The organism is Psychrilyobacter atlanticus DSM 19335 (genome assembly GCF_000426625.1).
Classification (GTDB): Bacteria; Fusobacteriota; Fusobacteriia; order Fusobacteriales; family Fusobacteriaceae; genus Psychrilyobacter; species Psychrilyobacter atlanticus.
In genome coordinates this window covers 1,357,335-1,374,740 of the sequence record NZ_KE384547.1, presented here as the reverse complement: position 1 = coordinate 1,374,740, position 17,406 = coordinate 1,357,335, and the positions used below count along the sequence as shown (strand labels likewise).

At 30.9% G+C, this 17,406-nt stretch carries 13 protein-coding genes; 7 read left to right on the top strand and 6 right to left on the bottom strand.

Going from position 1 to position 17,406, the window contains the following annotated elements; all coding sequences use genetic code 11:
- Position 1: 1 nt before the first annotated feature.
- Positions 2-1,102 carry a CRISPR-associated protein Cas5 gene (gene cas5, locus K337_RS0106975; protein WP_028855975.1) on the top strand — a complete coding sequence of 367 codons (1,101 nt, stop codon included), beginning with the start codon at positions 2-4 and terminating at the stop codon, positions 1,100-1,102.
- 424 nt (positions 1,103-1,526) lie between these two features.
- Here cas5 and K337_RS0106970 read toward each other — a convergent pair whose 3' ends face one another.
- Positions 1,527-1,715, bottom strand: coding sequence for a hypothetical protein (locus tag K337_RS0106970; RefSeq protein WP_028855974.1), 189 nt, complete (start codon positions 1,713-1,715; stop codon positions 1,527-1,529).
- A gap of 390 nt (positions 1,716-2,105) precedes the next feature.
- On the opposite strand from K337_RS0106970, the gene K337_RS0106965 reads away from it, so the two are divergent.
- Positions 2,106-2,420 carry a nucleoside triphosphate pyrophosphohydrolase gene (locus K337_RS0106965; RefSeq protein ID WP_028855973.1) on the top strand — a complete coding sequence of 105 codons (315 nt, stop codon included), beginning with the start codon at positions 2,106-2,108 and terminating at the stop codon, positions 2,418-2,420.
- Between the two features lie 771 nt (positions 2,421-3,191).
- The gene (locus K337_RS0106960) at positions 3,192-4,724 is read left to right on the top strand and encodes an alanine/glycine:cation symporter family protein (protein ID WP_028855972.1); all 1,533 of its coding nucleotides are present in this window, start codon (positions 3,192-3,194) and stop codon (positions 4,722-4,724) included.
- 104 nt (positions 4,725-4,828) lie between these two features.
- Here the strand turns inward: K337_RS0106960 and K337_RS0106955 are convergent, their stop codons facing one another.
- The 5 genes from K337_RS0106955 to K337_RS0106935 form a co-directional block, all read right to left on the bottom strand.
- Positions 4,829-8,245: a DUF748 domain-containing protein gene (locus K337_RS0106955; RefSeq protein WP_028855971.1), complete on the bottom strand. Its 3,417-nt coding sequence runs from the start codon at positions 8,243-8,245 to the stop codon at positions 4,829-4,831.
- A 216-nt stretch (positions 8,246-8,461) separates the two neighbouring features.
- Positions 8,462-11,536 carry an AAA family ATPase gene (locus tag K337_RS0106950; RefSeq protein WP_028855970.1) on the bottom strand — a complete coding sequence of 1,025 codons (3,075 nt, stop codon included), beginning with the start codon at positions 11,534-11,536 and terminating at the stop codon, positions 8,462-8,464.
- The gene (locus K337_RS17880; RefSeq protein ID WP_051251648.1) at positions 11,536-12,687 is read right to left on the bottom strand and encodes an exonuclease SbcCD subunit D; all 1,152 of its coding nucleotides are present in this window, start codon (positions 12,685-12,687) and stop codon (positions 11,536-11,538) included. The genes K337_RS0106950 and K337_RS17880 overlap by 1 nt, the downstream gene beginning before the upstream one ends.
- A 216-nt stretch (positions 12,688-12,903) precedes the next feature.
- The gene (locus K337_RS0106940) at positions 12,904-13,131 is read right to left on the bottom strand and encodes a hypothetical protein (protein ID WP_028855969.1); all 228 of its coding nucleotides are present in this window, start codon (positions 13,129-13,131) and stop codon (positions 12,904-12,906) included.
- A gap of 190 nt (positions 13,132-13,321) precedes the next feature.
- Entirely contained in the window at positions 13,322-13,660 is a 339-nt protein-coding gene (locus K337_RS0106935; protein ID WP_028855968.1) for a zinc ribbon domain-containing protein YjdM, read from the bottom strand.
- Positions 13,661-14,098: 438 nt separating this feature from the next.
- Between K337_RS0106935 and glsA the strand changes: the two genes are divergently transcribed.
- The 4 genes from glsA (at position 14,099) to K337_RS0106915 (ending at position 17,379) form a co-directional block, all read left to right on the top strand.
- The gene (gene glsA / locus K337_RS0106930) at positions 14,099-15,013 is read left to right on the top strand and encodes a glutaminase A (RefSeq protein WP_028855967.1); all 915 of its coding nucleotides are present in this window, start codon (positions 14,099-14,101) and stop codon (positions 15,011-15,013) included.
- Positions 15,014-15,046: 33 nt separating this feature from the next.
- Positions 15,047-15,487, top strand: coding sequence for an NUDIX hydrolase (locus K337_RS17875; RefSeq protein ID WP_084140809.1), 441 nt, complete (start codon positions 15,047-15,049; stop codon positions 15,485-15,487).
- A 9-nt stretch (positions 15,488-15,496) separates the two neighbouring features.
- Positions 15,497-16,222, top strand: a complete 726-nt coding sequence (locus tag K337_RS17870) for a uracil-DNA glycosylase (RefSeq protein WP_037029239.1) — start codon at positions 15,497-15,499, stop codon at positions 16,220-16,222.
- Between the two features lie 299 nt (positions 16,223-16,521).
- Positions 16,522-17,379, top strand: a complete 858-nt coding sequence (locus tag K337_RS0106915) for a hypothetical protein (RefSeq protein WP_028855966.1) — start codon at positions 16,522-16,524, stop codon at positions 17,377-17,379.
- Positions 17,380-17,406 lie beyond the last annotated feature (27 nt).

The following is a 17,406-nucleotide window of genomic DNA, read 5'->3' as shown; positions in this document are numbered from 1 at the left end:
TATGAAGGCTCTGAGATTAGTATTAACCCAAAATAAGGCACACTATAAGAAGGAGGAGACTATAACCAATAAGATGACCTACCCGCTTCCTCCTCTTTCAACAGTGATAGGTGCCCTGCATAATGCCTGTAACTTTAGAGAGTATCATCCTATGGATCTTTCTATTCAAGGGACCTATTCATCCCTACTGAAACAACCATACACAGATTATTGTTTTTTAAACTCTGTCATGGATGACCGGGGAATTTTAGTGAAAATGAAAAACAATAATCTAATTTCTACCGCTTTTGATAAGGTAGCAGTAGCTAAAAAAAGTATGGGAAATAGTTTTAGGAAGGGAATAACCATAGAGGTAAAGAACCCGGATTTGATGGATGAGTATAGAAAGTTAAAAAACTTAAACGATAAAATTTCAAATTTTAAAAGAACTAGGATAGAGAGACTAAAAAGAATATTTAAAGTTAGGAAAAAATCTCTGGCAGATAAGAAAAAAAATCTGATAAAAAAATCATGGAAATATAAAAGTGTAGATTTGAGGGAAAAAGAGGTTAGAAAGAAAGAAAAGAATATCAATGAAAAGATAAAAGCATTTGAATATAATAACTATACAAGGGAAATTTCAAAATATAATTCTTTGACAACATCAATCAGGTATTATGAAATTTTACACGATGTAAATTTAATTATTCATGTTAAAACAGATGATAAAACATTAGAGATTATAAAAGAAAATATCTATAATTTAAAATCTATTGGAAGAAGTGAAGACTTTGTGGATATAAGTGAGTGTGAAATTGTAGAATTGGTTCAAGATTTATCGGAAGAAGTTATAGATGAATTAGAAGGCTTTATCGGTAAAAATTCTGCATATTTAGATTACCAGAAGATAAAGGAAAATGATATAACGTTAAAAAATAAAAATGGAACAAAATATTTTTTAAATAAAAATTATGAAATATGTGGGAATAAGAGAATATTCAATAAAAAAACAGTTGTTTATACGTCAGAATATGGTATTCATGAAGATAGTGGGGATATCTATATAGATACAAGAAAAATGAAAAATGGTGAAAGAGAAAATTATATTGTTAATTTTATATAGGAAACAGGAAATGATTTGAGAAATTCTTATATCAATTTAACCAGTGTGGAATGTAAAGATATTTATCCTGAATTAATTTATTTAAACTTTATAGATATTAATTTAATCAATGTGGAATATAAATATAAAATTCTAAGAGAATGTTTAACAGAGTTAATTTTCATTAATCTAATCAATGTGGAATGTAAAGATGATTTTAGCATATCTTTAGAACTGTAATATTAATCTAACCAGTGTGGAATAAAAAAATACATGGAGGGATACATCTCCTCTTCTCTGGTTGGAGGATATATATAGACCCAGCCCTTATAATATGGGGGTATATGTGTCACAAAGTGGTTGAAGAGTATAAAATTGTTAAAATAAAGAGGAGTAATTTCAAAGGAATTATTCCTCTTTAAAAGATGTTTTGGATAGATCTAAATTAAGTTATTTTTATCTGATAATTTCTTTCAAATGCACTTTTTATACCCGCTTTTGCTGGTTGTGGTTTATTGACGATACTATAAATAAAGCCTGCTATTATGAGAAGACCTGTTATAACTAATATATTAAAAATTATTTTGTTATCCTTTTCTTCGATAGTCATCTCGCTTTTTTGTTTGCTAATCATTTTACACCTCCATAAATTATAAAAATATACACACTAATTTAAAAAACAATTCAAGTACGATTTTATTTATGTAGTTTATCTTGTTTATGTTTAACATATATAGTGTATATCATAAAACGAGGATAGTCAATTAAATATTTATTTTTTTCGAATAAAACTCCAGAAAAGATAAGTTATATATATGAAATCACACTTTAAAATATATCATACTTATGTTTTGATCTTTTGAGAAAAGAAGGGGCAAACAGAACTTTGATTACGTGTAACACTGTCAACAGAGTTTCAAGAAAGGTCATAGAAAAGAATATAGGAGTTTTTAAAAATATAGTAGATGGGGTAGAAGATAGTGGATAGAACTATAAAAAGGTATTAAACATTAGGAGGTTTGAAATGAAAATATATAATAAATTAGTTAGGGATAGGATACCTGAGATAATTAAAGAAAATGGGAAAAAATCACATTGTCATACTGCAGATGACAAAGAATATTTAGTGGCTCTGAAAGCTAAGATTAATGAGGAAGTAGAAGAATTTTATGAAACACCATGTATAGAAGAGATGGCAGACATATTGGAAGTTTTAAGGGCCTTAGGAGATTATTATGGTTTTAGTGAGGATGAAATTGAAAGAGCCAGACTGGAAAAAAATAGAAAACGAGGAGCTTTTAAAAATAGAATAATTTTAGAAAAAGTTGAGAATTCCTAACATTTAAAGAGGTATCTAATAAAAAAAGTAGATAGATGAAAAGACCAAATTTTTAATTTGGTCTTTTGTTAGTTATGTTAAAAAGGTATAAATATAATATGAGAAGAAATAGATGTCTTTTCATTAGAAATGGATTAGTGACTGTTAGAATTATATTAGAAGAGTGTTAAAAAGCTATGAAAATAAAAAAAATTAAAATCGAAATGAATTGTTACCTCTTTCACTTAATTAAAAAAAGCTTATAAAAAAGTTAAAACTAAAGTAAATTAAAATGGATCGTTTTATAATTTAATACCATTTTATTGTATAATTTTAATAGAAATAAAAAAAGTGATAAAAATATCCTATATTAAGCTAAATTAAGTATTACTTTAGAACTCAATATAGTAATTGGTGGCTACAACAGAAATTATAATAAACTTAAAGATCTATGGATGAATTAGATCAAAATAAAATAAAAAAATAAATAAAATTAATAGCTTAGATTTTAAATATTTCGGCTCTTGTAGTTCTATTTTTCTTATGGGTTAGTTCTGCAATTTTAGTATTAACGTACTTAAACATTGGTCTTAAATTTCATTTGTTAAAAAAAATTATTTTTTGACAAAAAAATCACAACCAAAGGAATACAATGCGCTATAGGTGAACTGAAACGAGATAACTTGTTCTGTTTTAGGTTTGACATTAGGTAAGAAGTGAAGCTAAACTTCTATTAGTAAATAAAAAAATTAAGAATTTATATTTCTTAACAAAATTACTTTGGAGGTTTTAATGGAAGTTATAATTAATGGGTTAAATAGTATTGTTTGGTCACCGGTGCTTGTATATCTTTGTTTAGGTGCAGGGTTGTTTTTTACTTTAAAAACAAGTGGTGTTCAATTTATGATGATTAAAGAGATGATAAGATTATTATTGGGAAAAGATGTTAAGGAAGGAGAAAGGTCTAAGGATTCAATAAGTGGATTTGAAGCCATGTGTATGTCTGTATCCGGAAGGGTAGGAACTGGGAATATTGCAGGAGTAGCTACAGCCATAGCATTAGGAGGACCCGGGTCGATATTCTGGTTATGGATGATTTCATTGTTAGGGGCTGCATCATCATATGTGGAATCTACATTGGGACAATTATATAAAGAAAAATTTGAAGGTGGATATAGAGGAGGACCTGCTTATTACTTTAAAAAAGGGTTATTAGGCGGGAAAACTTGGTATGGAAATTTATTTGCAATGTCTACAGTGTTAGCTATGTTGATATGTATGCCGTCTACTCAATCAAATGTAATCGCAGGAAGTTTAAAGACAGCAGTAGGAGTTCCTCAATGGATGACAGGATTAATTATTGTAGGATTCTTAAGTGTTATTGTTTTTGGAGGAGCGAAAAGATTAGCGAAGTTTGCTGGTATAGTAGTTCCATTTATGGCAGTAATATATATCATCATTGCAGTGATAGTGCTGGCACTTAATGCCGGGGATATCATCCCATCATTAACTTTAATAGTTAAATCTGCATTTGGAAAAGAAGAAGCTTTTGCAGGAATTGCAGGTGCAGCAATATCTTGGGGTGTAAAAAGAGGTATTTATTCGAATGAAGCAGGGCAGGGAACGGGACCAGCTTCAGCAGCAGCAGCAGATACATCACATCCTGCTAAACAAGGATTGATACAAGCATTTTCTATCTATATTGACTCAATATTTGTATGTACAGCTACAGCTTTGATGATTATTATTACAGGAGCATATAAGGTCTTTGATGGAGCTACCGGTAAGACAATATTTGCAGGAAAGGGTGCAACTTCTAGTATGAGTATGGGATCAGTAGGAGCCGCTAATACATCTACAGCATTAGATATAGGTATTGGATATGGTGCATATATAGTTGCCATAGCCATAGTATTCTTTGCCTTTACTACATTATTAGCATTTTTCTGGAATGGAGATACAGCGTTAGTATATTTAACTAAGGGTAGTGAAAAAGGTAAAAAAATCAGATTTGTTTCAAAGTTAGTATATCTTGGATTTACATTTTCAGGTTCTATAGCAGCAGGAGGAATGGCTTGGACTTTTGGAGATATAGGGATAGGAATAATGGCTTGGATAAATATAGTAGGAATTTTAATAATGCATAAACCAGCAATTGCCTGCCTAAAAGATTATAAATTAAGAATGAAAGAAAATAGAGAAGATGAGTGGGACTTTAATCCAAATAAGATTGGGATAGAAGGAAATTTTTCTGTATGGGATGAAATAAGAAGAGAGGGAAGAGACACAGTTGAAGAAGGTGCAGTAGAATTAAAAACATCATAGAATAATAAAAAAGAGCAAGTCGATTTAATCTGTCGACTTGCTCTTTTAGAATAAAATTTATTAATGTGTTATTTGCAGTTATAAATTATTTTAAAATCAGAATTTTATTCTTTAAAATCAACTTTAGCCTGTGGCAGAGAGTGATTGTCTTTAGAAATTTTTACTTCTATTCTTTTGGAAGATACTCTATTTGTAAAGAAATTAAGGATATATTGTTTTCTATCCTCCATGAGACCTTCTAAAGTTATTTCTGAACCCGTCTTCTGGCCAGAGAGGATACCGGTGATGGATTTTGTGGCTATAAGATTCTTTTCTATGTTTTTATTGGTATAGAGAGTAAAAGTCACCTTAGATTTTGGATTTTCTGTAAGTATATTTACAATTTCACTCAGTTTGTCTCTCTCCAATTTATTCAATTCATCTGAAAGATATTGAAAATAGATGGTCTTGATCTCATTATTTTCCAAAGTAAGGATCTTGGAAATGATAGTTTGAGGAGATTTAGCTGCTTTTATCAATCCGCTCATAAGACTGCTGGTAACAATTGTTGTTATACCTAACTTTGGATTGGTAAGATCCCCGGTCACAGGAAGGGTAAGGTTGATATTTCCATATTTATCGGTGAGCACCTTTACTATGGATCCTAAAGGAATTTCTCTGGAATAACCGGTAACTTTCCCTAAATCTATTTTTGAGATGGTTATATCATGCTCTGAATTTAACTGACCACCACTTAGATCAACTTTTCCTCGGGATGACAGAATACCACCATCAAATTCATTGGGCAGGCTTTTTCTTAGGAGGTTATTAAAATCAGGGATTTTTAATTTTGTCACATTAAAGGCTCCATTGAAGGTAAGTGTTTTAGGAGAGAAATCCCAGTCTTCCTTCAGACTAAGGTTCCCCTTGAGTTCTATTTTTTCAATTCCTATAATTGAAAAACCTGTATCTATGGAAAATATTTTATTTTTTTCAGTAGTAAAGTTTAAAGTTGAGACATCTATATTGTCATAGATAGAGATTTTTTTCAGACCTCTGTAGGTAACTTTTCCATTTTTAATTTTTATTTTCGAAGCTGATAATATAGGCAGAGGGTTTTCTTCTTTTTGTTCATTGGGAACCTTTGAAGACGTTTTTATCTCATTGGATTCTTTAGGAGCTTCTCTCAAATCTATTGTGGGAGATATCAAGGAGATGGTACCTAATTTTATTATTTTAGGAGAGAACTCCTTCACAGCTATATCACCTTTAGATATTTTAAACTTAGTTTCATCTTTTATTTTACCATCTAGATTTGTAAAAGAGAAACTGCTTTTTGAAAGGGTAAACTCCTCTTTTTTTAATCTGAAATCTACCTTAGAACGTATATTTCCCATGAATATTTCCATAGAATCAGGTTTTTTTATGTAGAGGTCGGCGGCAGAAAAATCCCCCTTGGAGCTCATAGTATCCTTTGAATAATTCAAAAAAGATGAATAGTTGATAACTCCATTGAATTCATAGGGGAGGGCTTTGAGATAAGGAGTCAATATCTTAAGATCTAAATTGGAAACGGATACATTTCCCTTTACTTTGAGATCTGATAATACGTCTATATCGTCTAACTTTACATTCAAATTTCCCTTAAAGGAAGCGGAATTATTTACAAGTACATCTACTATAAAATTTGAATTTATATTTTTATTGGATATATTATTTCCATCTAGATAGACATTATTTAGGGAGAGATCTCCTGTAACTATCTGCCCCTTTCTCAATTTAAGATTATCTATTATAACTTCAATGTCCTCCTCTTTAGGAGGTGTTTTATCACCTTGGGTGGCAATTTCTTCTTCTGAAGAACTTTTGGGAACTTCAGGAGAAATTTTTTTATTTAAATCTAAAAAAAAGCTGCTAAACCTTACTGAATCTAAAACAATCTTTTCCTTGCTTAAACTACCAACAGCGACAGATAGATCACCATTAAAAAAGTTCTGATCTTTTTTATCTTTGATATTGAGCCTTTTAAGATCTAATGGACCAAAGATAGAGTATGAGTTATCATCTAAATTATATGTTGAAGAAACCTTCCCAGAGAGGGATCTAATCAGGATATTATGAAGCTGCGTCTCCTTTCCTATGAGTTTTAGGTCTTCGGTAAATATATCTGAGTTTAATATGATATTAGGGTAGGTGTAGAAGTAATCACCTTTAAGTTTAACTTTTTTAATTTCAGCCTCATATGGGAGGTGCTTATTCATTGAATCAGGGAGTTCCAAAGATGGGGTCTCCAATGTAAAATTACCCTTAAAAATAAGAGATTGAAGAGGATCAAATCCCATAGAATAATCTAATACCTCAACAAGTGACTGAGATGAAAAAATTATGGAGTCGTTAAGGGTAAAGGATAGTAAAGCAGGTGATATATTCTGAGGAATATTTTTCAGATCCTTGAGGTTTAAATTTATATCTGTAAATATAAGAGCCCCATAGGAGAGGGAAGACCTTTTAACTGAAATCTCATCGATCTTTATATCTTTTAGCATAGGATTTTTTGTCTCTTCAGATAGTAGATTTACTTCATGTTTTTTCTCAAGGATAGAACCCTTCTTTTCTCTTTTAAAAATAGATAAATTACCTTTAGTGTCCTCTATTTCCAACTTTTTAAGGTTTAGAGATATCTCAGGAAAGGTCAGACTTTCCAGGTCGACAGATATATGTTCAGAGGTTAGAAGCAATTCTCCCTTTTCATTTTCAGCAAGAACCTTTGAACTGATGATATTTCCTCCTACCTGAAATATTTTTTTCAGGTAGTTTCCTTGAATAAAAATATTACCTTTAATATCCCCAGATAAACTGAGGTTACCTTTTTCCTTTGAGGAAAAGGTATTATTTAAATGAAACCCTTGGGATGTCAACGAAGTATCCAATAGGCCAGTTTCCGTATTAACTTTAATTTTTATATCAACGAGTCCGCTCCCTAAAACCTTTAGATTTGCAGATAAATTTAGTTTATTGTTTTCATAGGTAGACTCAGGGACTTTAAGGGTTATTGTATTCATTGATTTTAATATTCCCTGTGGTCTGATAAAAGTCAAATTTTCTATTGTAATATTATGAACTTCTACTTCTTTTATAAAGCCTTGAGAGGAAGTCGTAGAAGCTGATTTTTTTATTTCTGTAGAAGGTTTTTTTTTAACTTCTGAGTTTTCCTGTAAATTAATGAGATTCAAAGCAGGCTCAATAAGACGAATCTCACTTATAGACAGCTTTCCTCTAAAAAGCTTAAGAGGATCTATATTGATCTCTATAGATTTTAGAGACAATAGCGGATCTTTCTCATCTTTCCATATGGTCACATTATGGGAAAAAAGAGTTCCTGTGAAAGGATTTAGCCAGAGGCTGCTGATACTTACCTTTCTCTTTAAGCTGCTTTCTAGAGATGAACTGACAACTCCTTTTAAAATTAGGTTTGTGCCTACTACCAAAAGAAATATAATTATACTAAGAGACAGTAGAGTAATTTTATATATTTTTTTCATAATCATCCTCCTCAAAACAAAATCCACTATTATAATTTAGGGTAAAGACTTGTTTTATCCTGCATTAATCTTTTCTAAATTATAAAAAAGTTAGTATGACGTCTTCTCGTCTTAGAAATATTAGGTGTTTTTATTTGATTGTTTTGGGGTAGTTAAAGAAAAAAACTTGAATCCTCATTAGAATAAGGACTCAAGTTTTTTTAATTTATTTATTATCTAATAAACAACCTCTGCCCTGCTTCCCCTGACAGTTTTTTCAACTTTAATTTGGCTGGTTATTGTCTGCTTTAGTTCATTGACATGGGAGATGATTCCTACAGTTCGACCACTAGTTTTTAATTCCATCAAAATATCCATGGCTACAGAAAGAGACTCCTCATCTAAGGTACCGAAACCTTCATCTATAAATACTGAATCCAACTTTATTCCCCCATTTTGAGATTGCACCACATCTGATAATCCCAGAGCTAAAGCCATAGATGCTTTAAAAGTTTCACCCCCGGAGAGAGTTTTGATGCTCCTTTCCTTTCCCGTATGGGAATCGAAGACATTTACCTCTAATCCTGAGCCGGCATTTCCTTTTTTAGCTGTATCCAGCCTCATATGGTATTGGTTATTTGTCATTATACTGAGTCTGTCATTAGCTCTGTCTAAGACATCTTGAAAATAAACTGCCAGAACATAATTTTGAAAAGTTATATTGTTTCTTTTTTCTCCATATTTACCTACAGATATTTCATAGAGTTTATTAAAAATTTTATATTGTTTTTCCTTCTCTTCTAATAACACTCTACTCTGATCTAATTTTTTTTCAGGATTTGTAAAGCTGTTTAGTTGAGTCTGATTTCTATTTATAAACCCATCTATCTCCTCGATTTCTTGGGTTAATAACTTACTTTTCTCATTTAATTTTTCTAAATCTACGGGATTCAAATTTTTAAATTTTTCAGATTCAGAAATTATAGTTTTTTGTTTGACGATCTCTTCGTTATAAGTTTTTATCTCTTCGCTTAAGAGGTCTACAGGGATATTTAGTGTAGATCGGTACTCGTCCAAATCTTTAAAATTATTTTCTATGAGAGTTTTATCCCATTTTTGTTCTTGAGTTTTAATAGTTTTAGTCAACTTATTGATATCATCTTCAGCAGCTTTTAACTGAATTTCTTGAGTTTTAATTTTTTCTTTTAAAACCTCAATATTTTTAATAATAGTTTGGAGTTCTTCATATCTATCCTTGGCAGTGGCTAAAACTTTTTCAAATTTTTCAATATCCAGTTTATTTTCTTGGAATTTTTTTTCTATCTCCAAATTACCATGGGTAAAGCCCTCTATCTTAGAGTTTGATACCTCTAAATCAGTAGAGAGTTTACCTTCTTTTTCAATGATTTGGATGATTTTGTCGTTGTTTTCATTTTTATCTGAGGTAGCTTTGTCCAAATCAATTTGTGCAGGTAAAGAATCTAATTGGATGTTAAGGTCAGATATTTTATTCTCGTATTCATCCTTTAAATTTAATAGGTCAAATTTATCTTCTGGAAGATTATAGGGAGTAATTAATTCTAAAAATTTAGCATTCTCAATATCTAATTGATCTTTTGATGAGAGAAGATTCCCCTCACATAAAGTTAACTCTTTTTTTGAAATTTCATAGATCTCTTTAGCTTTATCTAATTCTTTTTTGGTAGGACAATCTACTGGTTTTTTAGGTGGATCAGGGTGGGTTGTAGAACCACATACCATACAAGGTTTTCCTGTTTTTAACTTCTTTGAGAGATTATAAGCTTCATTTTGAATCCATATATTGTGGAGATCATTATAAATTCCCAACTTTTTTTTAGTTATCTTTAACTGTCTCTCTTCATCTATTTTTAATGATTTAATCCTGTCTTCAAGGAAAGATATATCACCTATCTTGGACAGGATAGGTATTAAAATAAGCTGTTTTTTTTCTAACAGACCTTTGTTATCATTAATTTTTTTACTCTTCTCCAGTTCTTTTTTTAGAGTAGACTCAATATGCTCTAGGTGACATTTTTGAAAATTTAAATGTTTAGTGCTTCTTTTAGTATCTCGGAGTCTTCTGGTTAATTTTTTAACCTCTTTGTTTAAGTTACTTACCTCTTCCTCATTGGAAGTGTAGACTTTTAGGTCTGCCTCTAGAATACTCATTTTACTTATAAATTTAGATTTTTCTTCCAACTCTTCTTTAAATTCCTTGTAGTTATCAACATTTGTTTTAGATTTTTCTTCTAATTTTTCAAGAAAATTTTTACCTTCTGAATATTCAGATTTTTTAGAATCCAAGTTTTTTTTAGAATCCAAAAGTATTTTATACTCTCCATTTATCTTCATGGCATCTTGGTTTCTCTTTGTTTTATTTATTTTATCTTTTATATCTTTATCCTGCTGCTGAAGGGTTAAAAGAGCCCTCTCAGCTAAATTTAATTTTATTATTCCCTCATTGATAACTTTGGATTCCTCAATTTCCTTGGTAAGAGTTACAATATCTAGCTTGGATTTTTTGTTTTTCTTTTCTTCTATGAGAGTTTCTAAGGACAACTTATTTGAGCTTATTATCCTGTTAAGTTTTTCATATTCGAGAACTTCTTTTTTTAAGAGATCTGTCCACTCTTCATCTTCTATCTCCAAAGTTCTCAAGGCAGCAAAGATATCTCCCTTACTTTTGTAGATGTTTTTTCTGATATTATCCGACTTGTCTTTTAATCTATAACTGATTTTTTCATATATATCAGTATTAAAAATCTGTTTCAGTATCTCTGATTTTTGATTGGAATTGGATTTAATAAATTCACTGAAGGAACCCTGGGCCAGCATAATTATTTTTTTAAATTGTTTATAGTCGAGTTTTATAATATCTTCCTCGATAAATTTATTTACCTCTGTTTTATTAGTTTTGATTTCGTCTTTAAATTCAATTTCCACACTCTCGAGTTTTTTTGAGAGTTTATCATTCCTATTGATATACTCATATGCAGGAGTTCTCCTCACACGGTATTCAATACCATCCAGATCAAATGTATATTCTACATAGGCTTTAGATTTTTCCTTGTCGTCGATATAGTCACAGATAATACCATTTTTTTTCTCATTATCATCGAAATTAGCTTTCCCGAATAGGGCATAGGTAATTCCGTCAAATATAGAAGTTTTTCCAGCTCCTGTTGCTCCTGTGATAAGAAATAATCCCTCCTCATTGAGTTTTGAAAAGTCAAGATCGACTTCACCAGCATAGGGACCGATCCCCATCATCTTAAGTCTTATAGGTCTCATTAATGAGCCACCTCCTTAATTTCATTGATGACATCTCTTAATTGTTCCATCTCCTCACTATCTATTTCGATTCCTACACTGTGGCCTAAGTCTGTAAAAAGCTGGTCAGCAGGAATCTTATGGATCTCTTTAGAGGAGTGATCTTTATCGATAGAATCATTAGTTGGAACCTCTATTCCAAGTTCCATTATTTGAGAGTATCTACTTCTTAATTTATTCATGGCATCTAATACACTTTCAGTGAGAGTTATTTTAAGATATGCATCACAATTTATATCTGCTTTCATAATGTCGTCGAAAGTCCCCTTTAATTCGATCATAGGATATATATCTTTTATTTCGATTTGTTCTAGGTCAAATTTATCTTTATCAATGTCTATTATGGTCAATGATTTTTTTTGATTTTTTTCAGAGAAAGAATATTTGATAGGAGAACCGGCATATCTTACCCTTTCACTTTTCACTTTTCGGTTACCGTGAAGGTGGCCTAGAGCTGTATAATCAAAATCTAAGAAATATCTTTCAGCAACAGATTCTTTTCCTCCTATGGCTAGGGTTTTTACAGATTCTTCCTTCTCTATCTCTTTTTCATCATCACCGCTGCCAATAACAAATCCATGGTAGAGAGCGATATTAACCCTGTTAATGTCTAAAGTCTTGGCAGCTTCCCCTGCAATAAACTTCATAGTATCATCATAGGTAGAGATAACCAGCTCCCTTTCCTTTATGATTGTTTCAAATTTTTTCCTTATGGCAGCGGGAGTAACAAAGGGCATCAAATAAAAATCAAAATTATCTATGCTTATTTTATTTACGAGGGTTTTATATTCTCCTAGGATATGGAGCCCCTGTTTTGCTAATATCCCCCTTGAAAAATCAAGTCTTGTAGGACTGTCATGATTCCCACTTATGGCAATCACGTGGACGCCTAATATATTGATTAACTGGGATAAAAAATCATCTAATAGTTGGATGGATTCTTCTGAAGGAACAGATCTGTCGTAGATATCCCCCGCAATTAAAACTGTCTCTATTTTGTGTTTTGAAATTACACTATATATTTGTTCAAAAATATCCCTTTGATTTTCAATCATAGAATATCCATTTACTTTTTTTCCAATGTGAAGATCACCTAGGTGCAGTATTTTCATCTTACCTCCTCTAACATCTGTTGTCTAAGATAATAATACCAATAAAAAAATTAAAAAGCAACGTGACGTTGCATCTAGACAGGCGTAATCTAGGTTTTTATAAATTTTATCTCAAAATCCTATGTTTATTAAAATAAACAGATAGTATTATGCCCCTTGCGGGTATAATTTCTTAGTATAGTAAAAAAATCTCCACATGGGAGATTTTTTTGGTTTCTATTTACTTTCCTCAGTTTTGTTTTTTTCGTCTTTTTTATCCGGATCAAATGCTTCAATTAATTTTTCATATTCAAATTTGTTGGCAATATCATCTTCTTCATGAAATTTCTTTAGGTCATCCATAGGGATTCCTGTTTTCTTAGAGATATTTTCCATAGAATGTTTTTCAATTTCAAGCAGATGTTTTATATAAGCGATAAATTTTTCATGATAATGTTTAGACATAATAATCACCCCTAGTTAATTTTTTTAACTTTCACTCTAATTATAATCTACACATTAAATTTATATTTCCTTTTTTATTTTATCTTTATAGAAATAAAAAAGCAACGTGACGTTTCATTGAAATAGGCATAATAAAAAAACCTTCCTATCAATCAGATAACAGATCTGATTAACCAGGAAGATTTAAAAATTATATTTTTTTTACGAATTCAGTTTTTAATTCCATAGATCCGATACCATCAATTTTACATTTGATGTCATGATCTGCATCTACTAATCTTATGTTTCTTACTTTAGTTCCTTTCTTTACTACAAGAGAACTTCCTTTTACTTTAAGGTCTTTGATTACACTAACTGTATCTCCATCTACTAAGACATTTCCATTGCTATCTTTGTACACTTTTTCTGCATTTTCTGCAGCTTCGATCTCTGGGTTCCACTCGTATGAACATTCAGGACAGACCATAAGGTTTCCATCTTCATATGTATATTCTGAATTGCATTTTGGACAATTTGGTAAAGTTTTCATGATTTATATCTCCTTTTACTATCTGTAATTTATTTTCTAACTATAGCCTCTTTATATAAATAAAAAACTAGGCACAACATTATACAATATTTTGATGCAAAAATCAAGTTCAATGTTTTTATTACTATAAAATATGATATTTTTATATAAATCAAAAAAATACTTCTATTAATTTAATTAAAGTTGATATTATTTACCTGGAGATTCCTTTTACTTTTTTAAAATAACAGGATAGTCTGTTTAAATTTTTTTTAGGAGTAAAAAGGTATTTTCAATATTTATAAAGATTTACTGCCTCTAAAAGATCTATGAATAAAGTTGTATTGGCTTTTATTTTAATGGATGATGTGGTAAACTTTAGGTAAACGAAAATAAAAAATAATCGTTTTTTTGATATTTATTTATTTTTAAAATGAACAGAGTATATGGGGGAGAGTAATGGAAATTCTTTTAGATAAAATAGTTAAAAAAAATAAAATTAAAACAAAATTTGGAAATGTAGCTAACTACATACCTGGATTGGATAAAGCACAAAAAGAAGACTTGGGGATATGTTTATTGGACATGGATGGAAATAGATATGTATATGGTGACTATAATAAAAAATTTACTATTCAAAGTGTATCTAAACCAATAGCCCTTATGCTGGCTATGTTAGATAATGGTGTAGATTATGTATTTTCAAAAGTAGGAACTGAACCTACAGGAGATGCTTTTAATTCTATGATCAGACTGGAGACAGCTATTATAAAAAAACCTTATAATCCAATGATAAATGCAGGAGCTATAGCAGTTTCATCTATGATAAAAGGTGAAAATAAGGAAGATAAATTTAAGAGACTTCTGGATTTTTTCAAACTGGTAACTGAAAATGATACACTGACATACAATGAGGAAATATATTTAGGAGAAAATAGAACAGGAAATAAAAATAGGGCTATGGCTTATTTTATGAAAGACCAAGGAGTAATAGAATCCTCTGTAGAAGAGAGTCTGGATGTATACTTTAAGCAGTGTTCTATAGAAGTAACTACAATGGATCTGGCTATGGTTGGTATGTTTTTGGCTAGAAATGGAAGGTTATCTACTGGAGAAAAAATAATATCAGATTATGAGGCTAGAGTTGTAAAATCATTGATGATGACTTGTGGAATGTATGATGGATCTGGAGAGTTTGCTCTAAAAGTAGGAATACCATCAAAAAGTGGAGTAGGAGGAGGAATAATGTCAGTTCTTCCGAATAAAATGGGGATAGGAATATATGGTCCGGCTCTGGATAAAAAAGGTAACTCTATAGGTGGAGACGGTATATTAGAAGATCTATCCAAAGAATTGGATCTAAGTATATTTTAAAAAAATTGTAATTTAGAGATAAGGGAGGCTTTTATGGAGATAAAATTTTATAATCAAAATGCTGTGGATAAAAAAAAATATTCGGTAATCATTCCCCTGTACGAAGGAAAATTAGTTTTAGTGAAACATGAAGAGAGAGACACCCTGGAGCTGCCTGGGGGACACATTGAAAAAGGTGAAACAGCAGAGATGGCAGCCAAGAGAGAATTGTATGAAGAAAGTGGTGCAACTAGTTTTGAGCTGACTTACCTGTGTGACTATAGTGTAGAGAGAGATGGAGACTTAAATTATGGTAGTGTCTTTATGGCTGCGATAAACAAGTTTGGTGACCTTCCTAATTTTGAGATGGAGGATAAAATCCTGGTGGAAGAAATTCCTTCAAACTTAACCTATCCAGAGATCCAGGGAGAATTTATAAAAAGATATTTAGTAAAAAGTGGAGAAAAATTTGAATTTAAAGGTGAAAAAATTTAGGAGGCAAAATTGAACTTAGATAGAAATAAATTTTTAGAGGATAATAAAATTCATGATAGCTATCATGAATTTTTTACTTTAGAGGTAATACAGGAAATAGAGAAGATAATGGAAGTAATCAGTAACTACACTCCTGTGAACTCAGATATATTTAAAGTGTTTAGAGATGATTTGAGCAAGGTAAAGGTAGTGCTTCTGGCCATGGACCCATACCCACAGAAAGGAGTGGCGACAGGCTTAGCATTTGAAGTGGAGAAGGATTCATGGATGGACAAGGGAGTAAATACCTCATTAAAAAATATGGTGAAATTAATCTATAAAACTTATATGGGAGAGATCCCTGGAATAGACAAACTAAGACAGGAAATAAATGATAAAACCTTTGACATCCTTCCGCCAAATGAATTGTTTAAGTCCTGGGAGTCCCAAGGGGTGCTCCTTTTAAATACTGCACTGACAGTTGAAGTAGGAAACTCTGGAAGTCATATTAAATTATGGGGGAATTTCACAGAAAAACTTATAGGATTTATAGAGGAAAAAAATAATAATATTATTTTTTTACTTTGGGGAGCTAAAGCAGGAAAATATAGAAAGTATATTGAAAAATCCCAAGTGATAGAGCACAATCATCCAGCTATCTGTGGAAATTTAAAAAATCCAAAAGATTTTTTAAATGGCGAGAGTTTTGAAAAAACACGAGATCTGATTCGGTGGACAGGAAAGATAACGACTTAGCCACAAATCTTTGGTAGAACTTAATAGAATAACCAACAATAAAACTTCGGACATAAAGTACACAAAGAAAATGAAAGAAGGCACACAAAGAATATTTAGAACTTAGTGAGCTTTATCAATAACCTTCATACTCTTCGTGTAAAGATTAAAAAAGTCTAGTTTTGTTTGTATTTAAGTGTCAGATTTTTAAATTTAGTTTTTAATATTTGTATGCACAGAGGATATAATCTGTGTTCTATAAATTTTATAATAATTAGTGTAAGATAGAAATTTAAATATGTATTAGAAGGAGAAAAAGAATGAAGTATTTTTTATTTACAGACCATCCAAAGGGTGGATTAGATACAGTCAGCGAAGAAATTGAAGAGAGGATCAGAAGGTATTTCAGCGGGATAGATACTATAAAAACAAAGGTTACATTAAAGGGAAAGGAATATAATGCCGTTATAGATTATGCAATGTTTGCAAATTTAACTAATTTTGATTGTTTTAATTGTGTTGAACATTGCTGCGGTGATGCCCCGGCAATATTCAATAAAAAAATCAGAAATTTTATATTGGAAAATAAAGAGAGTTATAATAAACTTACCAAGACTCTGGATATATTGGAGGAGCTGGGAAATGATAGTGATGAGATAGAAGATATGATTTTAGAGGAGGATGTATTGATTCCTTCTAAGCATTTAGGCAATGAGGTAGACCTGTGTGCCTGTGCATATACTCCTAAAAATGGTCAGACTTTGTGCTCACTGCACTCAATTTGTCTGGAAAAAAATATGAGTCCCAAAGAAATTATAGATAATAAACCACTCATATGCAGTATATGGCCATTGGAGATAATCTTGGATGAAGAGACAAATACTCTCTACTTTACACTACCTGATGATTTTACTAATAATTTCACTATAGAGAATTTTTATACAAAATCTTGTATAAATATAGACTTTGCTATGAGTCCGATTTTCAGGAGGGAAAATCCAAATGGTTTCCTTGAAGATGATTTTAAACCCTTTATAGTTACCTATGGTGAAACCTTAAAAAACATCCTAGGAGAGGATATTTATCGTATGATAAAAAATAAATTAATAGAGGAAGAGATATTGGAAAACGGTGATTTTGTAATAGAAATAGAACAAATAAACAGAGTATTGACATAAAAGAGTATAAATAAATGATATTTTTTA